Source organism: Bacillus amyloliquefaciens DSM 7 = ATCC 23350, from assembly GCF_000196735.1.
In the GTDB taxonomy this organism is placed as follows: domain Bacteria; phylum Bacillota; class Bacilli; order Bacillales; family Bacillaceae; genus Bacillus; species Bacillus amyloliquefaciens.
Genome location: NC_014551.1, coordinates 3,628,550 through 3,650,445, shown reverse-complemented (window position 1 = coordinate 3,650,445; position 21,896 = coordinate 3,628,550). Strand labels below are relative to the sequence as shown.

Genomic DNA, 21,896 nt, shown 5'->3' with positions numbered 1-21,896 from the left:
CCTTTACGAAGGCCGGCATTTTTTTATAGAAAGAAAGTCACTGCCGCCCAGCCGAACAGGGATAAACAGAGAGAACCGATCAAACCAGCCGCGAGCGCCCGCCAGCCGTCATGCCGAAACGCCGATATATGGACTTTTAAGCCGAGACCCGCCATCGCCATGCCGATTAAAACATAAGACACTTGCACAAGAAACGCGGAATGCGCGGCAGAAATGACGCCTGATGTGTGGATGGCGCTCATTCCGAGAAATCCGAAGATAAACCAAGGGATGGGCAGCGAAGCGGCAGAAACCGTCTCTGACTTACCGCTGCGGCGGGCCCGCATGCCAAGCATGAATGCGGCCGGAACGAGCAGCGCGACCCGGGTCAGCTTGACGATCACCGCCATCTCGACGGCTGTTTTTCCTCCGGCGCTGCCGGCCGCCGCCGCATGCGCCACCTCATGAAGCGTTGCTCCGCAAAAGGCCCCGTAAGCCGCGGGCGAAAAGCCCAATACATGATAAGAAAGAGAATACACAACAGTAAAAATGGTTCCTAATAATGAAACGGCGGCGGCACTGATGGCTGCTGCATTTTCATTTGATCTGATCTGCGGCGCGATCGCGGCAATGGCAGCCGCCCCGCAGATCGCTGTGCCGCAGGCCGTTAATATGCTGAGTGTCTGATCCATTCGAAACAGCCGGGACAGTCCGTATACAACAGCGCCCGCAAACATCATACAGCAAACGGCAATTGCAAATACGTGCCAGCCGGCATGATAGATATCCGCCAGGTTCAGTCTCATGCCAAGCAGGATAATGCCTGCTTTCAGCAAATATTTGCTTGAGAACGCAATCCCCGGCTCTAATGCCGCCTGATGTCCGAAAACGGCGCGCCAGAGCATGCCGATCAGCATCGCGAGGACAAGCATTCCGAGCATTTGTAAAAAAGGCAGGCGGCTGACATAGAAAGCCGCAAACGCAATTCCTGCGGTAACTGTAACACCCTTTACCATCTTCATTTCAGTCACTTCCCATTTGTTGATAACTCCACTTTACTGCGGTCTTAATCATTAGTAAAATATATTTATATGATCTAAACGATTAGGAAAAATAATGATTAGGGGCGATGCTTTTTGTATTATGGGGAACTGAAAACATTCATTGCCGTCGTGGAAGAAAAAAACTTTACAAAAGCGGCGCAGAAGCTGATGATTTCTCAGCCGAGCGTCAGTCTTCACATTAAAAATCTGGAGAAAGAATTTCAAACCGCCTTGCTGAACCGCTCGCCGAAGCACTTTACGACAACGCCGACGGGAGACATTCTCTATCAGCGCGCCAAGCAAATGGTCTTTTTGTACGAGCAGGCGAAAACCGAAATTTACGCCCATCACCATTATGTCAAAGGGAAGCTGAAAATCGCAGCGAGCTTCACCATCGGCGAATATATTCTGCCGCCGCTTCTCGCAAAGCTTCATGCCGAGTATCCCGAGCTGAACCTGGACGTCATGATCGGAAACACGGAGGAGGTCAGTGAAGCGGTTCGGATGCTTGAAGCCGATATCGGATTAATTGAAGGGCATACGGGGAAAAACGAGCTCGACATTCAGCCGTTTATGGAGGACGAATTGTGCATTGCCGCACCGAACGGACACCCGCTCGCCGGCAGAAAAAACATATCGGTTACAGACTTGCAAAATCAAGCGTGGGTGACGAGGGAGAAGGGTTCGGGAACGAGGGAATATTTAGACCACGTCCTTCATTCAAACGGACTGCGGCCGAAATCCTTGATGACGATCAGCAGCAACCAGGGCGTCAAGGAAGCCGTCATCAGCGGAATGGGCCTTTCCGTCCTGTCAAAAAGCGTGCTGCAAAAGGATCTGCTTCACCGCAGCATTTCCGTGCTTGAGATAAAAGGATTCTCCTTGAAGCGGAAACTGTCTATCATTCAATCTTCCATTATGGAGAGCACAAAAAACAAAGAAATCTTCATCGTTCTTTTGAAAAGCCAATTTCAATCATCTTAAGCGGAGTGATATAATAAATGCATGAAAAGCCTATGACGAAAGGGATTTAATATAGATGGGAAAGCAACCGATTGATTTACTGATGCAGCCGAGCTGGAGAATCATTGACCAATCCAGCCTCGGCCCTTATTTTGATGCGAAGCAGTCATTCGCAATAGATGATACGCTGTGCGCCTCCGCGGGCAAAGGGGAATCGCCTGCGACAGCACGATCTTGGGTGCACCACCGGACGATCGTGCTCGGCATTCAGGACACACGGCTTCCATTTTTAGAGGACGGCGTGAAATTGCTGAAGGACGAAGGCTACCGTGTCATTGTCCGAAATTCCGGGGGCCTCGCGGTCGTTCTCGATGAAGGCGTATTGAATATCTCGCTTATTTTTGAAGATGAGAAAAAAGGCATCGACATCGACAGAGGCTACGAGGCGATGACAGAGCTGGTGCGGCGGATGCTGAGTCCGTACAACGCTGAAATTGAAGCGTATGAAATTAAAGGATCGTACTGTCCGGGGAGCTATGATCTCAGCATCGGCGGCCGAAAATTCGCGGGAATCTCACAAAGACGGCTGCGGGGCGGAACCGCGGTTCAGATTTATCTCTGCGCCGATAAAAGCGGCAGTGAAAGGGCCGACTTGATCAGACGTTTCTATCAAGCCGCTTTAAAAGACAAAAGCAACGATACAAAAGGCGTATACCCCGACATAAGGCCCGAAACGATGGCATCATTAAGTGAATTGCTGCAAACGGACATTTCCGTACAGGACTTAATGCTGGCGCTTTTGACCGAACTGAAGGAACTCAGCGGCCGCCTGTATGCGGCCGGATTATCGCCGGAAGAAGAAATCGTATTTGAAAAAAATCTGACCCGAATGCTTGAGCGGAATGAGAAGGTGTTTGGTACGCAGGAAAGCTTGGACTGAGTCCGGGCTTTTTTGTTTTTCTGATAATTATATACTATTTATTTATAGTGAAAAAAGAAGTGTTATATCAAAAATAGTTTACAATATATACCTTATTTGATTAATATATTGATGTAGGTTCCAAATAATTCTATAAACTAAAGGAGATGGAGATATGAATTTTAAAAAAATAAAAGAAGAAAAAAGAATCACGATCCCGACACATTTGTTAGCCGGAGATGCAGAGCAATCAGGCAATACTTTCGCTTGGAGCGGCTGGGTGCTTGTAGTGCCAAGCCAAGAAGACAATCAAAACCCGAATTTGAATTTCTCTGATTTAGCCACTCAAAAGTAGATTATCAGCTGTTTGGAACCTACACATCTGAGACAAGGTGGTGAAAAATTTGACCCAAGCGTATATAAAAGAAATTAAGCAGGGAGCACTGTCATGGATCGTTGAGAATATTCATTTCTTTGATATGAATCATAAAGTAGCGAATGATTTCAGATGGCGGCTTAAAACATTTATAGAGCTCATTTTTCTTACCAATTACCTGATCAGAAATCAGGCAGATGATAAGGAGGTTACGGTTTTAACAGACTTTATTACAGAAAGGCTTCACAATGAAAAGCTAGAAGAATTTATTCATTTTGATCCGGACGGTCTTGCCGGATTGGCTATTGCGGGGGAATTTCTTACCTTAACAGATCACCCGTCCCGGGCTTCGGTGATATGGGAGCTGAAAAAATTCACGGGATCGCGTTTTGATGGCAGCCTTGCTAAAATTCCCTTTCGGAAAATGGATCTGAAGTACAGTCTGGAAAGAGCGGGCGTGACTTCAGAAATAACGGATTTTTCTGACTTATATAACTACACAGCAGCTGGTCAGAATATCCCAAATACATATATGACTGATCATGATGCGTACAGTATAACTCATACGATTTTTTATATAACAGACATGGGATGTTCTTCGCTTACAGATAAGGAGTATAATCTGCCGTCTTTGAAAGAAAAGGTCCTGAAGTTTCTCGGGATTTATATATGTCTCGAGAATTTAGATATTACCAGTGAATTATTGATGTGCAGTTCTTTTTTAAATATTGACATGGAAAGAGAAAATCATAAACCGCTCTATGAGGCAGCATGGAATAAAATAAATCAGGGCCGAATGAAAGAGGGGAATGTTCCGGGCATCACCTATCAACATAAACCCGGTTTGAAAGATGAACAGCGAAGAGAAGATGTGTTTAAACATTGCTACCATACAACACTTGTTGCTGCGGGAGCCGCGCATGCCTGTCTCAGAGCAGAAAGGAACTATTAACTTGAACAGATTAGCTGAAGAGACGGATCAATTTTTATTATCTTTTGCCGAACAATCGCTTCCGGATATGAAGTGCATTCAGCTGTTTGCAGGCTTCTGCAAATACTACAGAAAGACAAGCCATTCTTCCGCTGTAAAAGAACATATTGAACGGATTGCGTCTGCTTTCGTTGATAAGTCATGCTGGGAAGATCTGTTTCACAGTAACACGGCCATTGTGAATGAATTGATTCATATCTATTTAACGGCAAAAACCTATAAAAAGAAGCAGGGATTGAAAGCGAATGATCAGATTATACGTCATGGATTGCAAAACGGCTATCTTATAAAAAAAGAATGGCCTTATTTTAAATACGCTGAATTAGTCGGTTTGCTGAACGAGCTGGGAATGTCATCTGATGATGAGAAAGTGCGTTTTTACAAAGATTCGATGTTTCAGCCTTTGCTTCATGACGCATGGAAAAGGACAGCTGAAAACGAGCTGGAGTTTATTGAGTATTGTCTTCTTTATTTAGATGAGGGAGAGCATCAGCTTCATCCCGGCTTGAAGGCGTCCATTCAAAAATGGCTTGTGTTTTGTCTCGGCAGCAGAAATATGAAACAGCTGTGCACTATGTTATTTATTCAATCATGTATCGATCCTTTTTTTTATGGCTGTCAAGCAGCTCTTCATTACATTAATAACGAAAATCCATCCATTCATTGTGCCCCGGCTCTTCTGCCGGCGATTGAGATTCTGAATCTGGAGTGTGAAACATGCAGATAGTAGAGGAACATTTTAATATAAAAAAAACAGAAGAATGGCTGCTGGTTTTTTGGAAGAACCTTCAGCTGCACCCGGAAGAAATGGAAGCAGAGGAGCTCATGCACCTGTTTTGCGGTTTAGCGGCATGTCATCATTTCGAAAAAAACAAGGATACGGAAGAAGTCATCCTCTACTTAGACAGTTATTTTGGAGAAAAAACGCACGAATGCCACCCGGTCCTGTTCGCGTACGCGTATCATGTATACCGCAAGATGTATGCCGCAAAAAGCATTTTTTTTCATAACGGTCGTGAACAAATGGTCAGCGGTTTAAAAGATGAGCTGAAATCAGATCCTTCTTCTATGATTCTAATGGTGTTAGCAGCTTATTTTAAAGCGGTGACCCCGGAGGAGCTGATCGTTTTCTTAGAAAACGGCTTGGAAAGGGAGGCTGATTTGCTTATGGCATCGGGCGGCAGGCAGGAAGAATTAGCGGATACCCTTTATGTTGTCACTTACTTGCAGATGAAAGAATTGCAGCCTTTTCTCATAGAATGGTACAAAACATCAGACTTTGCTTTCTCAGGCTTAATGTTAGCTGAGTGCAGAAGGTATCACATCGATGCCGTTGCAAAATACACAGCCATTATGAAATTTCTCCAGTTCGATGAGACGCTTTTTATACGGGAAGGGCGGGAATTTCTATGCTTTCAGCAGCGAAGCAACGGGGGCTTCGGTTATTTAAATCCATTGGCCATGGACCAAGGGAAGGTCAGCGGCAAAATGCTGGACCGTCAGTATTTTTTGCCGTCCGCTCATTATGCCGCCGCCACTCTGTCTATGCTGTAATGTCTCTCTTTTGAAAGACGGTAAATGAAATCAGCAAACAAATAAGAAAGTAGATTGCTATAACCGTCATAGAATAGGGGATGTTTAATGTTGAAATCGCATCACCGGCGCTTTTATTTACATAAGCAACGAGATTTAAATGCGGAAAGAGCGTAAATTTATACCACGTAAATTGAGCAAGCAAATCAGTTCCGCCTAATATACTGCCGGCAAACAGCAGTAAAATGGATAAGCAAAGGGAGAGAGCCTGACTTTTGAATAATACTGACAAAGTGAATGCGATGGTGACAATGCTTATAATTGATATGAAACGTAAAAGAAGAATGATCCCGGATGCTTTTAATGAACTGATGGTATACAGGCTGTCATTTAAATGAGAATAGACGAGCGGATATGAGGCATTAGAAAAACTGAATAACACGCCGCCGATCAGCAAACAGCTTATACAGTAAAATAAGTAAACCATGCCGGTAAACAGGAGGGATGCCAGAAATTTTGATGTTAAAATCCGCCATCTTCGGTTCGGACTTGTAGCGATAAACTTAATCGTCCCAAGAGCAAACTCTTTGGAAACAATCCCGCTGATGGTTAAAATTGCGGTTAAGCTTACGAAAATTTCAAGCCCGTTTGAAGTAACCGTACTGAAAAACCTCCAGCCGTTCCATTCATAGGGGTTAATGTTATGCTCCAAATAATAGTCTTTATTTTTAACATCAGCTGAATAATAAACGCCCGTCGTTTCAGTCGGTTTCTCGATTTCTTCTTGTTTTTTTTCGGCGAGAAGCCGTTCTTTCCAATTGTTATCCGAAGAAGCATCTACCTCATGATTCATGATAAGGCCGGTCAGCAAAACGATGAGAAACAGGAAAAAAAGAGATAAAAGTGTGCCTTTTTTTCGGGTTATTTTTATGAATTCGTTCTGCGCCAGATGAAATATGCTCATACCGCGTCCTCCTTATCTGTTATCATCATGTATTTTTCTTCCAGGGACAAAGTTCTTGCGGAGACGCGGGAAATCAGAATCTCTTTCTCTGCTAAAGATTTAATGACATACGGGATGGTGTCTTCTTCTGCTTCCAATTCAATGATGCGGCTGTCTTTTTGCTGTACTTGAAGAATACCTTCCTGTTCTAATATTTCTTTCGCCCTTTCAGGATTATTAACCATGACGGTAAACAGCTTTTTCTGAGCAGGGTCATTTCTTTTTTTCATCTCTTCAATTCCTAAAATCCGTCCCTTTTTGATATAGGCAACCCTGTCGCAAATCTCCTCCATTTCCGACAATAAATGGCTTGATATTAAAATAGAAACTCCCTGCTGCGCTAAATCAGAAAGAATGGTGCGCAATTCTTTCATCCCTTTAGGATCTAGCCCATTCATCGGTTCATCCAGAATTAATAACTCAGGGTTGTGGAGAAGAGAATAAGCGAGCCCCAAACGCTGTTTCATGCCTAATGAGAAATGTTTTACTTTTTTGCGGGCAGCCTGCTCTAATCCGACTTTTATGAGAATATTCATAAGGTCATCTGTTCGGAGTGAGGCGCTGCGAAGTTTAGTGAAATATTTCAGGTTTTGCAAAGCGGTCATATTCGGATACATGTCCGGCCCTTCGATGATAACCCCGATATGTTTCATCAAATATTCAAAGTCGCTGTCCGGTCTGCCCTTGAATGAAATGGCTCCTTCTGTTATTTTAATAAGCTGTACGATCATTCTAAAAATAGTGGTTTTTCCTGAACCGTTCGGTCCTAAAAGGCCGAATATCTCACCTTTTCTCACATCGAAAGAAATTGACTGTACAATAGGAGTATGATTGATGGTTTTAGAGACATTTTTCAATATCAGGGCTGGTTCAGTCATGATATTTGCACACCTTCCTTATGAATTAGGATAAAAGCCGTCAAAACCGAAGAACATGCTTCCGATCAGACCGGCAGCGATTAAAATGAGAGCAATGCTATACCACATTTTTCGATTCAATGGTTTCCCTCCTTACAACGCTGACATTCCATTTGAAATAGCGCAAAAAGACACGGAATATCAGCTTCGAAAGATCAAATCCGGCCATAAACACCGCCATACCCGCTCCGAGGACAATACATCCGTTAAAAATGGCTGTAACAATCGGTACTTTCACAAGAAGAAAGAATGACCCGGTTATCAGCATAAGCCCGATCGCCATCAAACTTAACACCGTAACAGAGGCAAAAAGAAACGGTGTCAGCATAACCATGAAGTTAAACAGGCTCATGCCTAACAGCAGGCCGAATGCTTTGAAAAAGGAGCGCCATGTTTTCTGCTCCTGAGCATCATTGATGAAAATATCAGCTTTTAAGGTGCGCGCAAGTGTTTTGGGATCTCCTAAATTGTTAGCGATTTGTTCGTCGCTTTTTCCTTCAGCACCGCCCATTTGGAATATTTCGCCGATATCCGCGAGTATCTCTTTTTGTTCAAGTTCCGGCAGATCTTTTATTTCCCGCCGGAGCTGTTTTAGGTATTGGTCTTTAAACATTCACTTTCCCTCCTTAATGATGCTGTTCACTTTTTCGGACAGGTCGAGCCATTCTGCTTTTAATGTGTGATAGTAAAAGGCGCCTTCTTCTGTTACTTTGTAATATTTGCGTGACGGGCCTTGATCTGAGGCTGCTGTATATGTTTTTAAATAATTATTTTTTGTGAGTCTTCGTAATATGGGGTAGATGGTGCCCTCCGACACAGGGAACGTTTCACTTATGACCTTGATTAATTCATAACCATATAGATCTTCATAAAGAAGCAGAGATAACACACAAAGTTCCAAAGCTCCTTTTCGTAATTGGCTATTCACTTTACTATCATTCCCATCATATCTAATAATTGTATTATTTATACAGTGTATTGCACAGTAGATAATTGATCAATAATTCCCAAGAACCATTTGGGATGAGGAATTGAATCTTTATGCTTATGTACGGACGGGGACTGAGATGCGCAGGCCTTTTGGAAGAAGGCCCCCCGGATAATGTTTACATTAATATAGATCAGCATGCGCGTCATTGACAAATGACAAAAACCCCTTTTTCCGTGATAAGGAAAGGGGGTTTTGCCGTTATTCTGCCATTTTTTCTAAATTGCCGTTCCGATCCATTTTAAAGGACGGGGAGGCGTGTTCGTCTTCAAATAAAACTAGTTTTCTGGCTCTGTTCATAATTTTAACCAAGGTTTCGTAGTCTTCCTGAATGGTTTTTTGATCTTTTTCAAGTTTTTCGACAGCCGCTTCCAGCTTCTCGGTTTTAGACTGCAGTTCTTGGTTTTCCCGTTTTAAACGGTCATTTTCCATTTGCAGGGCAGAGGTTTGCTTTCCGCTGCCTTCATAGCTCTGCAGAAATTGAATGACGTCTGCCATTGTAAGCTCAGTTGTCGGATTCGGCTGCTGTGGCGCCAGCAAATGTGATAAACTAGCTAACTCTTCCTTGAAGCTTTCATCGACATAAGGCATATGTTCGCCGGACATGACGGCTTGCGGCTCATCTTTTGGCGCTTCTGTTTGAACCGTCTTTTCGGCTGCGGTTTCTTGAATGATATCCGAATCCGGTGCAGGCGGCTGATATAATAATTTCTTCTTGGCCGGCTGGCCGTTGCCGAGCGCGCGCATCCGCTGTTTCCGCTGTTTTTTGGCGAGCTGAAGCGCTTTTTCGTATTGATGGCGGACGACGGCATTCCATCTGAATCCGCATGCTGCCGATGTTCTGTTTAATTTATCGCCTACCTCTTCAAAGGCGTTAAGCTGCGTGCTTCCTTCCCGAACGTGCCGGAGCACGGTTTCCGCAAGCAGCAGATCATTTTCCTCTGACCAGGCGTCCTGTCTTTGCTTTGTCAATGTTCTCAACCCCCAATAATCTTGATGGTATTAGAATGTCCAGATTGGAAAATATTTATACAAATTGGCTGAAAGAATGAGAGATACGCAGAGCCTTGCAGGATAAGATGAATCCTTGTACAATGGAATGTGATGTGATTTTTTTCGTTTTTTAAAATTAAGAATTAACATAGAGGAACATTGAATGAAGGGAAGCGTACATCATGGCTAATGAATTCCGAGTGTGTGATGATTGCCAAGCCACCAATATTAAAACATTGCTGCCGCGTTTAAAAGAAGCTGATCCGGATGCAAAAGTGGAGGTCGGCTGTCAGTCATATTGCGGGCCCGGACGCAAAAAATCGTTTGCTTTCGTAAACAACCGCCCGCTGTCTGCGCCGACTGAGGACGAGCTGATTGAGAAAGTGAAAAAGAAGATCAAAAAGTGAATTTGTGTGTTTACGACAGCCTCGCCCGATGGGTCAGGCTTTTTTGCTTCAAAAAAATCAGTTTCGGAAAACTGGAACAAAACGCCGGACAAATTCAAGGATGTTTTCAAATGATTGAGCCGATATAATAGAATCACGGCTAAAAAAAAGAGGGAATGACGATGGCGTATCCAAATGGAAAATTATCAGAAGAAAAAGTGTTTAAAGATCCTGTTCACCGCTATGTTCATGTGCGGGACAAGCTGATCTGGGATTTGATCGGCACCCGTGAATTTCAGCGGCTGCGCCGGATCAAGCAGCTCGGTACGACGTATTTGACGTTTCACGGCGCGGAACACAGCCGTTTTAACCATTCTCTCGGCGTCTATGAGATTGTCAGAAGAATGGTTGACGATGTCTTTAAAGGGCGTCCTGAATGGGATGACAATGAACGCGAACTCTGTCTCAGCGCAGCGCTTTTGCACGATTTGGGGCATGGGCCGTTTTCGCATTCCTTTGAAAAGGTTTTTCATCTGGATCATGAAGATTTTACGAGGGAAATCATTCTGGGCGACACTGAGGTGAATCAGGTTCTCAGAAAGGCGGGTCCGGGATTTGCGCAGGATGTTGCTGAAGTCATTGCCAAAACATACAAAAACAAACAGGTGGTCAGCCTGATTTCGAGCCAGATTGACGCCGACCGGATGGATTACCTTCAGCGGGACGCGTACTATACGGGCGTCAGCTACGGACATTTTGATATGGAACGGATTTTAAGGGTGATGCGTCCCCGTGAGGACCAGATCGTCATTAAGCAAAGCGGCATGCATGCCGTCGAAGACTATATTATGAGCCGCTATCAAATGTACTGGCAGGTGTATTTTCACCCTGTGACGAGAAGCGCTGAAGTCATTTTGACGAAAATTCTCCACCGTGCGAAGCAGCTCCATGAAGAAGGGTATATCTTCACTCACGCTCCCGTTCATTTTTATTCCATTTTTGAAGGGAAGCTGACGCTTGAGGATTATCTGAAGCTTGATGAAGCAATCATTTTGTATTATTTCCAGGCTTGGGAGGAAGAAGAGGATCCGATTCTGTCCGACTTGTGCCGCCGCTTCATCAACCGCCAGCTGTTTCAATATGCCGAATTTAACCCGAATGAAGAAATGTCGGCTTATTTTGAGCTGACCGCTCTGTTTAAAGAGGCGGGAATTGATCCCAATTACTATTTGGTGGTCGATTCTTCATCGGATCTGCCGTATGATTTTTACCGTCCGGGTGAGGAAGAAGAGCGTCTGCCGATTCATCTGTTAACGCAGAACGGCCAGATAAAAGAGCTGTCCAGGCAGTCCGCCATTGTCGAATCCATTTCGGGCAAACGGCGGACGGATCATAAGCTGTACTATCCGATGGACCTCATTTTTGACGATTCAGAAAACCCTGAAGCAAAATTAAAAATCCGGCAGCTGCTGGGACTGACATAGAAGGATTTTGGTAAAGAAGGAAAAGGAGATGTCGGGAATTTGTTGAAAGAACATGCAAAACTGATGAAGGTGTTCTCGGATTCTGGAGAAATCATCGGGCGGAAAAAGCTGCAGAAAATCATTTATATCGCGAAGAAAATGCAGTATCCTTTCTACGAAAAATATGATTTTCATTTTTACGGTCCGTATTCCGAAGAACTGACGCTTCGAATTGAAGAGCTGTGCAATCTTGGGTTTCTGGATGAGGTGAAGGAAAAAAAGGGCGGCTACTTTCAATACCGGTACTCGCTGACGGAGACGGGAGCCGAGTTTTTACATCATGCGGAGCTTACGATGCCGGATATGAAGAATTATATCGACAGCGTCAACAGCCGCTCATCCCGGTTTCTGGAGCTGGTGTCCACGATTTTGTATTTTGACGGCCTTGAAGCAGAGGAAAAGAAAGAGAAAGTGTTTACGATAAAAAGCAAACAGAAATATACTGATGAAGAATATGAAGAGGCGCTTCACTACATAGAAGAGCTGAAACACATTTGTTAAAGGCGATGGCTTTCGTCTTTTTTTATGCAAAAACCAGGCCGCGAACAAGCGGGCCTGGTTTTGTTTATTTTCTCAATTTGCTGTGCTTGTACGAATATAAAAAGTAAACGATTACGCCGATGATCAGCCAGACGATAAAATAAAGCCATGTTTTCAGCGGCAGATTGACCATTAAAAACAAACAGCAGATAATGGCCAAAATCGGCAGAACGGGTACAAACGGCACTTTGAATCCCCGAGGCAGATCTTTATGGGTGCGGCGAAGAATCAGCACGGACAGACTGACCATGGCGAATGTCAATAATGCGCCGATGTTTGAGAGATCTGACAGCTCTTTCAGGTTCACAAAACCCGCAATAAATGCGCTTGTCAGGCCGATCACCCACGTATTAAAGATCGGAGCTCCCGATTTCTTTCCGACAATCGTGAAAACTTTCGGCAGCATCCCGTCTCTTGCCATTGCCAGAGATATGCGGGTCGCCGCATATGTATGGGCGAGAACGACGGCCATCAGCCCGATCACCGCTCCGGCAGCGATAACGCCCGCCACCGCGTTTTGTCCGACAGTCTGTAATACATAAGACATGGCTTCCGGCACATTAAGCTGTGAATACGGAACCATCCCGGTCATGACGAGACAGACAATGACGTATACTAATGTACAGATCACCAGTGAACCGATAATACCGATCGGCAGGTTGCGCTGCGGTTTTTTGACTTCTTCAGCCGAAGCGGAAATCGCGTCAAACCCGAGAAACGCAAAAAAGACGGCAGAAGCCCCCGTGATCACGCCTTTGATTCCAAAAGGCATAAAAGGATGCCAATTGCCCGGCTTCACAAAAAAGCTGCCTGTGATGATAAACAGCAAAACAATTCCGATTTTTACGAGAACCATTATATTATTAAATGTTTTGCTCTCTTTGGATCCGCGTGACAGAACGACCGCAATTAATAGAGTAATGATGATGGCAGGAAGGTTGACGATGCCCCCCTGGCTCGGCACGTGCAGCAGACTGTCCGGCAAAGGCATGCCGATTTCGGCTAACAGATTATTGAAATAACTTGACCAGCCGCTTGCCACCGCAGACGCCGTCACCATATAAACGGATAAGAGCGTCCAGCCCATTAAATGGCCGATAATTTCCCCCATGGTGGTGTAAGAGTAAATATAAGCGCTTCCGTAAACCGGGAGAACAGAAGCGATTTCGGCGTAACATAATGCTGCAAGACTGCAGACAACGGCTGCAATGATAAAAGAAAAGATAACGGAAGGCCCGGCATTTTTCGCGGCCGTAATGCCTGTAAGGACCATGACGCCCGTCCCGATGACGGCGCCGATGCCCAGTAATGTTAAATCAAATCCACCCATCGTTTTGGCAGTCTGCCTGTTTCTGCTTTGTTCAAGCAGCTGGGTGATGTCTTTTTTTTGTAGGATATTCCGCAACACGCATCCCTCCATCCGAAAGCAAAAGCCGAGAGGAACTCTTTGGCTTTTACCCGTGTCACATCTTCTGTGTAATCAACAATCCTGTGTTCTGTTTCCCCGTTTGTTCCGTTTCTTTCCCATCATATTGTCTGTCGCATCAGATCAGTCTTTCCGTCAAACGCAGTCACCCTTAATGATTTTACCTGAATCATGTCTATAAAACCAGCATTGCATAAAAGGGACTGGTGAAAAAAGAGGGAGACAAAAGTCTGTACAGGGCAGGATAAAAGTTGCGGGTGTTCCGACCGGAATTTTGACTTTCTCCGTAAGGTATCAGTAAAATGTAATAAAAACAATTAAATGATGATGGATGCATCTTGAAATGGGGAGTTTCTGCATGAAGCACGATAACTTGCAAGCAAATGTACTGGATTACGCTCTCACAAAATACTTAAAGAGCACGAAAAAACTTGATGAGGCGACAATTCCGAAGAGTATAAACAATATCAGAGGATTTATTCTCAGGATTATTTACCGGCACGGCACGTGCACGATTAAAGATATATTGCAGGAAGTCACATTATCGCCTTCCGCCACGACCACCGCTCTCAATCATTTAGAAAAAGAAGGGTTCGTGGAAAGGTCGAGAAATAACGAAGACCGCCGCACAGTGTGGATGACGCTTTCCGAATCAGGGAAAATGGCAGCCATGCAAATGATTGAAAACCGGCAGCTGCTGATTGACGAGCTGTTCGAAGCATTGACAGAGGAAGAAAAGAAAACCTTTTTCAGCCTGGTTGAAAAGGTAGTGAAATAAGCCGGCTTGCGTACAGCAGCGCCGGCCTTTATCAAGGATTACTCCGTGTCGCTGATCCGTTTGCCGGCGACGGCGTAATGATCCTTTCTCATTTCTTCAATCATGACAATGATTTTTTCTTCGGCTGCGCCTGTCGTTTCTTTTACGGCTTCTGTTACTTTTTCAACCAGATTCCGTTTTTGTTCATCTGTGCGGCCTTCAAGCATTTTAACGGTTACGAGCGGCATGGTGCTGTTCCTCCTTTTCGTTTCCTCTCTTTGGAAGAGAGGTCACTTATAGTATACTGAACGGAGGACAATCTTGCATTTTTAAAAAAAGGGGATTTTTACACTTGGACAGATTTTTATATTATCCGCTGGAGCTTATGCCCTATGTCGTGATTACGCTGATCGTGGCATTTACGATGCACGAACTGGCGCACGCATATGTCGCGTATCGGTTCGGTGATGATACGGCGGCGAGACAGGGAAGATTAACGCTCAATCCGATTAAACATCTTGATGTTTTCGGAACCATTCTTATTTTGGTCGCGGGCTTCGGCTGGGCACGGCCGGTGCCGGTGAACCGCCGCGCCTTTAAAAGACCGCGGCTGGCGGGAGTGCTGGTTTCCGTCGCCGGGCCTGTAAGCAACCTGCTTCTTGCCTTTATCGGTTTCTTTTTGCTAGTGTTGATGCATGCTTACGGAATGGAGCTGCTTTCGGCATTCAGCATGGGGCTTGACCGCTTTTTCTCTATTTGGATACAGCTGAATCTCGTGCTGTGTTTATTCAACCTGCTGCCGCTTCCTCCGCTTGACGGCTACCGGATTATTGAGGATCTCGTGCCGCCGCGGGTGCGCGCCAAAATGACTCAATTTGAGAGCTACGGGATTATCGTGTTCCTCGTGCTGTTTGTGACACCGGTCGGCTCCTATGTCGTGTGGCCGCTGTTAAGCGAGGGGAGAGACTGGATTCTCAGAGTATTTGCCATTATATTTCAACCGCTTTTGTAGGAGGGTATTTTCATGGAAGAAGGAAAAAAGAAGAAATCAATCGGGTTTAATATCATTAAAAGTGATCCGACCGACGGACATGGCGGTTTCGGCGCCGGATCGCTGAGCCTTGACAATATTTCTCCGGTATTTGTCGATGTGGAAGAGAAGGAAGCCTTCGTCGATATCGGCGCCATGCACGCCCGCAGTGTCGTGGAAAAAGGCATCAAATTCCTGCCGAACAAGGATGAAGTGCCGAACGGAAAACCGTACTGGCTCGTATGGGTCACCATCGACAGAAAAGAAGAAGGCCCTTATTACGCGGGTGTGACGGCTTGTGAAATGACCGTGGACAGAAGTATCCGCAGAGGCTATAAGTCATTGCCGGAGCATGTGAATTTAATGGATAAATCAATGAAGCGCCGCATTATCGTGGACAAAATGGATGACAGCTCAAAGCGGGTGCTCGCTGAATTTTTGCAGAAGCATGACCAAGGGCTCTGGGACCGTTCATCCGATGAATTGAAAACGGGTCTGCTTCCGGAAGAAAAATAATTTGTGAACTTTTTGTGAACTTTATAAATATTTGCACTATTTCGCAATTGTACTGAGTAAACTGTTGTTACAGAATCAGGACATGGAAAGTCCCGAGCCGAACCAAGACTCGGGGTTTTTCATGTTTAAGCGGAGGTTTCATCATGTTCACCGTATTTGACATCGGTCCTTGGGTCATTGAGGCGGATGCGGCGGAAACGAGAAAACAACACGAAAAACCATGGGACGATCGATGCGATTGCGCGAACTGCCGGAATTTCTCCGAGGCGATGAATCTCCTTCCCGCCGAGAAAACAAGATTGTTTACACAGTTTGGGATTCGTCCGTCTGTCTGTCACGACGTGGGGGAGATCGGAAAGGAAAACGGCCTGCATCATTATGCGGGCAGTTATCCGATTGTCGGCCGCCTTGGCGAAGGCTGGCCGAAGTCTCATATTGAGAAGGCGGGAGATATCCGCTTTTCGTTTTCTTTGCCGAGTACAAGGTTTTTTATACCGAAGGATTTTCCTGATCCTATTATTCATCTCGACTTTTCACTTTTGCTCCCATGGGTGCTTGAGGAAGATGCGGATTAAAGCCCGGTGCGCGATGCACCGGGCTTAGTCTTTTTTGCCGAGCCACTTATCCCACCATTTTTTTTGCCGAGGTTCTTTACGGGCGGGGGCGTGTTCCTTCTCTTTTTTAGACGGTTCCGGACCGAAGCACACATCCGCGGGCTCTGTGCCTGCGATAAAATACGTATAATGCTTTGCGGCGCATCCTGGTCCTGATGTGTAGCCGGAAGCGGGATCAATGTAGACGCCCGTGACGCCCTTCGGCGGTTTAAACGCCATTTCCGGTTCTCCTTTGAGCGCTTTCTCCATAAAATCCGCCCAAATGGTCTTCGCATAGCTTTTTTCCTCAACTGAATCAATCGTGCTGCTTTTGTCATAGCCTGTCCATACGCCGGCAGCAAGAGCGGGATTAAAACCGATCATCCAGCTGTCCGCGCTCGTCGTGCCCGATTTCCCGCCGTAGGTTCGGGTCAGCCTGTCTGAAATGGTGCGTCCTGTGACGGAAGTATAGCCGTTTAAATCCTTATCAAACATGCCAGTCATCATGCTTGCCGTTACAAAAGCTGCTTTTTTATCAAGAACCTGTTGATGCCTGCGCGGCTGTTCATACAAGACGTTGCCGGCGGTATCCGTCACTTTTGTGATAAATGAAGGGGTGATTTGTTTTCCCCCGTTTGCGAGCATCGCGTAGGCATTGACCATTTCAATCGGGCGCACGGGTTCAGTTCCGAGCGCCAGAGACGGAAGGGGCTTTAAATGCTCGCTGATGCCGAATTCCTTCGCCGCTGACACGAGCTTATTCATGCCGAGAAAGAGATGGGTCTTCACGGCATAAATGTTGTCTGATAACGCAAGCGCCTGAAGCAGGGTAATCGGTTTATTGGCGTAGTAGCCGTTGTAATTGCTTGGAGAATAGGTGTCTCCGTTGTCGTCAATCTGGAACTCTGTTTCTTCGCTTTTCATCAGCGTGACCGGTGTAAAGCCGCTTTGAATTGCTTTGTAGTACAAAAGCGGCTTGATCGTGGAAGCCGGCTGCCGTTTCGCCTGTGTCGCCCGGTCAAACGGGCTTTTTTCGTAGTCACGTCCGCCGAGCAGCGCAAGCACGCGCCCTGTTGCCGGATCAATTGCGGAAAAGCCGACCTGAATGTCAGAGCCGGTACGGATCGTATGTGCCACAGTGTTTTCTGCGATCCGCTGCATGCGCTTATCAAGCGTCGTATAAACACGAAGCCCGCTCGTTGCCAGCTGTTCGCGCGTCATGCCGAGCTTTTTCTCAAGTTCTTTCATCGCATCATCGTAAAAATAAGGCGCCGTTTTCGCCGCGGTTCTGTTTTTCAGCGGCTTGTAGGCAAGCGGGGCTTTCTTAAGGTTTTCCGCTTTTGCTTTTGATATCATTTTCTGTTCGGTCATCAGTCGAAGAATGGTTTTCTGGCGCTGTTTGGCTTTCTTTTCGCTGATATAAGGCGAATAGCCGGACGGGCCTTTCGGAATGCCCGCCAAAAGCACGGCTTCCGCATCGTTCAGATCTTTGGCGTGTTTGCCGAAATACAGGCGGGAGGCGGCTTCAATTCCGTATGCGCCGTGGCCGTAATATATCGTATTTACATAACCTTCTAAAATCTCGTTTTTAGAATAGTTCTGTTCAAGGCGGATCGTGTAAAATGCTTCATTCCATTTTCGTTTCCATGTCTTATCATGCTCAAGGTAGAGATTTCTCGCGTATTGCTGGGTAATGGTGCTGGCGCCCTGAACCTTGGCCATTGCCTTTATGTCAGCAAGCGCGGCGGCGGCCATCCGCCGGTAATCAAAACCATGGTGGCTGTAAAAGTTTTGATCCTCTACCGCAATGGCGGCCTGCACCGCTATCGGATTGATATCTTTCAACCGGACCCAGTAGCGTTTTTCCCCGAAATCGGTCTCACCCAGCTTTGAGCCGTCATTTGCATAAAGAATCGTAGACTGAGGAACCCGGACGGAGGGGGCTCCCTGCCATTTCGCTGCAAGAAGAATGGATGTGAAGCAGACGCCGGCCAGCATTCCGCCCATCAATGTCAGAAAGATGCAGGCGCGGATGATTTTGAACGTGATTCTGAGCTGTTTTCCAGATACTTTATCCACTTTTGGGAACCCCCTTTTTCATGATTCTATTATTATGTGAAAAAAGGGGGTTTTTTAAACATCGCAAGCCGGACACATCTTTACTTTTTCCCTCCCATCCTCTATACTTTTTCCTTAGGTGAAAATGAGATTTTAACCGGAATAAAAGCGAAACAGACGCTTACAATAAATGAAATAAGCCTTGAAAGGGAGATGACAATTGAGCGAGCTTTGGTATACGGAGAAGCAGACGAAGAACTTCGGCATTACATTAAAGGTGAAACAAACATTACATACGGAACAGACTGAATTTCAGCATCTGGAAATGGTGGAGACAGAAGAATTCGGCAACATGCTGTTCTTAGACGGAATGGTCATGACTTCTGAAAAGGACGAGTTCGTCTATCATGAAATGGTTGCGCACGTACCGTTATTTACACACCCGAATCCGGAAAACGTCCTCGTTGTCGGCGGCGGAGACGGCGGCGTCATCAGAGAGATTCTGAAGCACCCGGGCGTAAAAAAAGCGACGCTTGTCGACATTGACGGCAAGGTCATTGAATACTCTAAAAAATTCCTTCCATCTATTGCGGGCAAGCTGGATGATCCGCGCGTAGACGTGAGAGTCGATGACGGCTTCATGCACATCGCGAAATCAGAAAATGAATACGACGTCATTATGGTTGATTCAACAGAACCGGTCGGACCGGCCGTCAATCTGTTCTCAAAAGGTTTCTATGCCGGAATTTCCAAGGCGTTAAAAGAAGACGGCATCTTCGTCGCGCAGACGGACAATCCGTGGTTTACACCGGAGCTGATTACAAACGTACAGCGCGATGTGAAAGAAATCTTCCCGATCACCCGTCTGTATACGGCTAATATCCCGACGTACCCAAGCGGTCTGTGGACATTTACGATCGGTTCTAAAAAGTATGATCCGCTTGAAGTGGAAGACAGCCGTTTCTTTGATATCGATACGAAGTATTACACGAAAGAGCTTCACAAAGCGGCATTTGTTCTTCCGAAATTTGTGAGCGACTTAATTAAATAAAAACGTACGGCGCAGGAGCGAATCTTGCGCTTTTTTACAGGAAAGCGAGGGTTTTATCATGAGGTTTGATGAAGCATATTCAGGAAAAGTATTTATCGCAAGCCGCCCCGATTGGAAAGAGGCGGACGCCATCCTCTACGGCATGCCGATGGATTGGACGGTCAGCTACCGCCCGGGTTCACGGTTCGGCCCGGGGAGAATCCGCGAGGTGTCTATCGGTCTTGAAGAATACAGCCCGTATCTCGACAGTGACTTGGCTGATTTGAATTTCTTTGACGCCGGCGACATTCCGCTTCCGTTCGGCAATCCGCAAAGAAGCCTTGATATGATTGAGGAATACGTGGACAGCATTTTAGAAAAAGGAAAGTTCCCGCTCGGCATGGGAGGGGAGCACCTTGTGTCATGGCCTGTCATTAAAGCCATGTATAAGAAGTTTCCGGACCTTGCCATCATTCATTTTGACGCGCACACAGACCTGCGCACGGATTATGAAGGCGAGCCGCTTTCCCACTCTACACCGATCCGCAAAGCGGCCGAGCTTATCGGGCCGCAAAACGTATTTTCATTCGGCATCCGTTCCGGAATGAAGGAAGAATTTGAATGGGCGAAAGAAAACGGCATGCACATTTCTAAGTTTGAAGTGCTTGAGCCGCTGAAAAAAGTGCTGCCGCAGCTCGCGGGACGTCCTGTTTATGTCACCATCGATATCGACGTTCTTGACCCCGCTCATGCGCCGGGAACGGGCACGGTTGACGCAGGAGGCATCACGTCTAAGGAATTGCTCGCGTCCATCCATGAAATCGCCCGCTCAGAAGTCAGCGTAAAAGGAGCTGACCTTGTAGAAGTCGCGCCGATCTATGACCACTCCGAACAAACCGCAAACACGGCAAGCAAGATGATTCGTGAAATGCTGCTTGGGTTTGTGAAGTAGAAAGAAGAAAACCCGGAATAACAGGGCAGAAGCAGCCTTTGTTCCGGGTTTTTAATAAGGAAGAACAGATAAAAAAACAGCCGTAAGATGTTGGCTGCTATCAAGTTTAATTTTTAAATCATTCCGCGCTGAGCAACTTCAAATTGATGTTCCGGTGCACTTGCGATGTCGGCTGAAACAAAAACAGTGCCTACAGCTAAGCAAGTAAGTACTAATTTATACTTCAATTTCATACAACTTCACACCTCCTTGAATTTGCTGTCTTGTTTCTTCCACTTTTAAAAAATATGCGGAAGCCTTCTCGAAATTTTCTCTCTCGTGGTAATATTTTGCCACATCTAAGGCAAAATCTTCAAGATCAGCATACATCAATTTATCCTTGAGGAAGTCAAAACATTCCATAATTGCTTCTTCATCAGGCTCACCGACGTACAAAGATTCTAAAAATTCATACTCCGCTATATATAATGAATCTTCCGCCTCCTTCGCGTAAGATACTCCTTTGTCATGATATTGCCTGGCTATGGCCATATTTCCGATTTTATAATGTATTTGTGTGATTAAGAAATAGGCTTGCGGAAGAGAAGTGATGATGTTCCCATCTTCAAAAACAGCTATTGCCCGTTTGATGTAGTCAATGGCTGGTTTGTAATTTTCTTGGCTGTTAAAACAAAGCCCGATATTATATAGAGTCCGGCCCATTAATTGAGGCTGCTGTTCTGCCTCTGCCATGGCATAAGCTTTTTTAAAATGCTGAATTGCTTCATCATATTGCTTTAAGTCAAGAAAGTTGGTAGCGAACAATGAATGGCACTGAAGCACCCTTATATTATATGCCTCCTGCTTATGATAAATTTTATAAGCCTGCCGGGCATAATCCATAGAAAAATAAGTCTGCTTCATATAATAGTAGGACTCTGACATCTTAAAGTAAAATTCCGCTTTTTCTATCTGATCTGTAACGTACGTCAATTTGCTTTCAGCTTTCTTAAAAAACTGAATCGCTGAAAGATATTCACGGCATTCCAGCTCATACATCCCCCGGAAAAAATTAAAATAATAATCAAGGCGTCCGGTCAGCCGGGCCTGCTTTTTATCAATATCCGCGAGCAGATCCGATAGTCTCGGCTGTTCTTCTATCCGCTGCGATTCCAGCGGTTCGAGGTATTCCAGCATCAGATTGTGGCGGAATTCCATGAGAGAATAGTACAGATGAAGATCCTGGTCATCTTCCAGGCTTGCAAGCTCTTCTTTGATTTCTCTCCGCAAGTACTCGGCGTCCGGGATGCTGAACCTTCGAATGTACATATACCATTCGTTGATTTTTTCTCCAACCGCTGAAGACGATACAACACTCGCCACTATTCCGAATCCCTCCCT

Annotated in this window: 26 protein-coding genes; 15 read left to right on the top strand and 11 right to left on the bottom strand. The window is 45.6% G+C overall.

The window, feature by feature from the left end; translation table 11 throughout:
• Window positions 1-23: 23 nt before the first annotated feature.
• Entirely contained in the window at window positions 24-1,001 is a 978-nt protein-coding gene (locus BAMF_RS38810; protein ID WP_013353977.1) for a YeiH family protein, read from the bottom strand.
• A 114-nt stretch (window positions 1,002-1,115) separates the two neighbouring features.
• Here BAMF_RS38810 and BAMF_RS38805 point away from each other — a divergent pair, with 114 nt between their 5' ends.
• From BAMF_RS38805 to BAMF_RS38780, 6 genes are all read left to right on the top strand, one after another.
• Window positions 1,116-2,006: a LysR family transcriptional regulator gene (locus BAMF_RS38805; protein ID WP_013353976.1), complete on the top strand. Its 891-nt coding sequence runs from the start codon at window positions 1,116-1,118 to the stop codon at window positions 2,004-2,006.
• A gap of 55 nt (window positions 2,007-2,061) precedes the next feature.
• A complete protein-coding gene (locus BAMF_RS38800; RefSeq protein WP_013353975.1) occupies window positions 2,062-2,925 on the top strand; it encodes a lipoate--protein ligase family protein in 864 nt (287 codons plus the stop codon).
• Window positions 2,926-3,079: 154 nt separating this feature from the next.
• A complete protein-coding gene (locus tag BAMF_RS38795) occupies window positions 3,080-3,259 on the top strand; it encodes a hypothetical protein (protein WP_013353974.1) in 180 nt (59 codons plus the stop codon).
• Window positions 3,260-3,308: 49 nt separating this feature from the next.
• A complete protein-coding gene (locus BAMF_RS38790) occupies window positions 3,309-4,232 on the top strand; it encodes a DUF6895 family protein (protein ID WP_013353973.1) in 924 nt (307 codons plus the stop codon).
• The gene (locus BAMF_RS38785) at window positions 4,201-4,998 is read left to right on the top strand and encodes a hypothetical protein (protein WP_013353972.1); all 798 of its coding nucleotides are present in this window, start codon (window positions 4,201-4,203) and stop codon (window positions 4,996-4,998) included. Before BAMF_RS38790 ends, BAMF_RS38785 begins: the two co-directional genes overlap by 32 nt.
• On the top strand, window positions 4,989-5,825 hold the full coding sequence (locus BAMF_RS38780; RefSeq protein ID WP_013353971.1) for a hypothetical protein: 837 nt from the start codon (window positions 4,989-4,991) through the stop codon (window positions 5,823-5,825). The genes BAMF_RS38785 and BAMF_RS38780 overlap by 10 nt, the downstream gene beginning before the upstream one ends.
• Here the strand turns inward: BAMF_RS38780 and BAMF_RS38775 are convergent.
• From BAMF_RS38775 to BAMF_RS38755, 5 genes are all read right to left on the bottom strand, one after another.
• The gene (locus BAMF_RS38775; RefSeq protein ID WP_013353970.1) at window positions 5,815-6,768 is read right to left on the bottom strand and encodes an ABC transporter permease subunit; all 954 of its coding nucleotides are present in this window, start codon (window positions 6,766-6,768) and stop codon (window positions 5,815-5,817) included. The two genes, BAMF_RS38780 and BAMF_RS38775, sit on opposite strands and share 11 nt — an antisense overlap.
• Window positions 6,765-7,685 carry an ABC transporter ATP-binding protein gene (locus BAMF_RS38770; protein WP_013353969.1) on the bottom strand — a complete coding sequence of 307 codons (921 nt, stop codon included), beginning with the start codon at window positions 7,683-7,685 and terminating at the stop codon, window positions 6,765-6,767. Before BAMF_RS38770 ends, BAMF_RS38775 begins: the two co-directional genes overlap by 4 nt.
• A gap of 97 nt (window positions 7,686-7,782) precedes the next feature.
• Complete coding sequence (locus tag BAMF_RS38765; protein ID WP_013353968.1) at window positions 7,783-8,337, bottom strand: HAAS signaling domain-containing protein; 555 nt, start codon at window positions 8,335-8,337, stop codon at window positions 7,783-7,785.
• Window positions 8,338-8,613, bottom strand: a complete 276-nt coding sequence (locus BAMF_RS38760; RefSeq protein ID WP_080565290.1) for a PadR family transcriptional regulator — start codon at window positions 8,611-8,613, stop codon at window positions 8,338-8,340.
• 300 nt (window positions 8,614-8,913) lie between these two features.
• Window positions 8,914-9,684: an RsfA family transcriptional regulator gene (locus tag BAMF_RS38755; protein WP_013353966.1), complete on the bottom strand. Its 771-nt coding sequence runs from the start codon at window positions 9,682-9,684 to the stop codon at window positions 8,914-8,916.
• 203 nt (window positions 9,685-9,887) lie between these two features.
• On the opposite strand from BAMF_RS38755, the gene BAMF_RS38750 reads away from it, so the two are divergent.
• The 3 genes from BAMF_RS38750 to BAMF_RS38740 all read left to right on the top strand — a co-directional run bounded on the left by BAMF_RS38750 (window position 9,888) and on the right by BAMF_RS38740 (window position 12,115).
• On the top strand, window positions 9,888-10,112 hold the full coding sequence (locus BAMF_RS38750; protein ID WP_003151034.1) for a YuzB family protein: 225 nt from the start codon (window positions 9,888-9,890) through the stop codon (window positions 10,110-10,112).
• Between the two features lie 161 nt (window positions 10,113-10,273).
• The gene (locus tag BAMF_RS38745) at window positions 10,274-11,575 is read left to right on the top strand and encodes an HD domain-containing protein (RefSeq protein WP_013353965.1); all 1,302 of its coding nucleotides are present in this window, start codon (window positions 10,274-10,276) and stop codon (window positions 11,573-11,575) included.
• A gap of 39 nt (window positions 11,576-11,614) precedes the next feature.
• Window positions 11,615-12,115, top strand: a complete 501-nt coding sequence (locus BAMF_RS38740) for a YwgA family protein (RefSeq protein WP_014471169.1) — start codon at window positions 11,615-11,617, stop codon at window positions 12,113-12,115.
• A 64-nt stretch (window positions 12,116-12,179) separates the two neighbouring features.
• Here the strand turns inward: BAMF_RS38740 and BAMF_RS38735 are convergent, their stop codons facing one another.
• On the bottom strand, window positions 12,180-13,559 hold the full coding sequence (locus tag BAMF_RS38735; protein ID WP_014471168.1) for an APC family permease: 1,380 nt from the start codon (window positions 13,557-13,559) through the stop codon (window positions 12,180-12,182).
• 379 nt (window positions 13,560-13,938) lie between these two features.
• On the opposite strand from BAMF_RS38735, the gene BAMF_RS38730 reads away from it, so the two are divergent.
• Entirely contained in the window at window positions 13,939-14,358 is a 420-nt protein-coding gene (locus BAMF_RS38730) for a MarR family winged helix-turn-helix transcriptional regulator (RefSeq protein WP_013353962.1), read from the top strand.
• Between the two features lie 38 nt (window positions 14,359-14,396).
• Here BAMF_RS38730 and BAMF_RS38725 read toward each other — a convergent pair whose 3' ends face one another.
• Window positions 14,397-14,585: a 2-hydroxymuconate tautomerase gene (locus tag BAMF_RS38725; protein ID WP_003151042.1), complete on the bottom strand. Its 189-nt coding sequence runs from the start codon at window positions 14,583-14,585 to the stop codon at window positions 14,397-14,399.
• A 104-nt stretch (window positions 14,586-14,689) separates the two neighbouring features.
• On the opposite strand from BAMF_RS38725, the gene BAMF_RS38720 reads away from it, so the two are divergent.
• The 3 genes from BAMF_RS38720 (at window position 14,690) to BAMF_RS38710 (ending at window position 16,458) form a co-directional block, all read left to right on the top strand.
• Window positions 14,690-15,349, top strand: coding sequence for a site-2 protease family protein (locus BAMF_RS38720; RefSeq protein ID WP_013353961.1), 660 nt, complete (start codon window positions 14,690-14,692; stop codon window positions 15,347-15,349).
• 12 nt (window positions 15,350-15,361) lie between these two features.
• A complete protein-coding gene (locus BAMF_RS38715) occupies window positions 15,362-15,883 on the top strand; it encodes a YwhD family protein (protein ID WP_013353960.1) in 522 nt (173 codons plus the stop codon).
• A 143-nt stretch (window positions 15,884-16,026) separates the two neighbouring features.
• Window positions 16,027-16,458 (top strand): hypothetical protein, encoded by a 432-nt coding sequence (locus tag BAMF_RS38710; protein WP_013353959.1) that lies wholly within the window; start codon window positions 16,027-16,029, stop codon window positions 16,456-16,458.
• Window positions 16,459-16,482: 24 nt separating this feature from the next.
• Here the strand turns inward: BAMF_RS38710 and BAMF_RS38705 are convergent, their stop codons facing one another.
• Window positions 16,483-18,555, bottom strand: coding sequence for a transglycosylase domain-containing protein (locus BAMF_RS38705; RefSeq protein ID WP_013353958.1), 2,073 nt, complete (start codon window positions 18,553-18,555; stop codon window positions 16,483-16,485).
• Window positions 18,556-18,754: 199 nt separating this feature from the next.
• Between BAMF_RS38705 and speE the strand changes: the two genes are divergently transcribed.
• Both speE and speB read left to right on the top strand, forming a co-directional pair.
• Window positions 18,755-19,585, top strand: a complete 831-nt coding sequence (gene speE / locus BAMF_RS38700; RefSeq protein ID WP_013353957.1) for a spermidine synthase — start codon at window positions 18,755-18,757, stop codon at window positions 19,583-19,585.
• 58 nt (window positions 19,586-19,643) lie between these two features.
• The gene (gene speB, locus BAMF_RS38695) at window positions 19,644-20,516 is read left to right on the top strand and encodes an agmatinase (protein ID WP_013353956.1); all 873 of its coding nucleotides are present in this window, start codon (window positions 19,644-19,646) and stop codon (window positions 20,514-20,516) included.
• A 113-nt stretch (window positions 20,517-20,629) separates the two neighbouring features.
• Here speB and BAMF_RS38690 read toward each other — a convergent pair whose 3' ends face one another.
• Both BAMF_RS38690 and BAMF_RS38685 read right to left on the bottom strand, forming a co-directional pair.
• Window positions 20,630-20,749 carry a PhrC/PhrF family phosphatase-inhibitory pheromone gene (locus BAMF_RS38690; RefSeq protein ID WP_014471166.1) on the bottom strand — a complete coding sequence of 40 codons (120 nt, stop codon included), beginning with the start codon at window positions 20,747-20,749 and terminating at the stop codon, window positions 20,630-20,632.
• Window positions 20,733-21,878, bottom strand: coding sequence for a response regulator aspartate phosphatase (locus BAMF_RS38685; RefSeq protein WP_013353955.1), 1,146 nt, complete (start codon window positions 21,876-21,878; stop codon window positions 20,733-20,735). The genes BAMF_RS38690 and BAMF_RS38685 overlap by 17 nt, the downstream gene beginning before the upstream one ends.
• Window positions 21,879-21,896: the final 18 nt, after the last annotated feature.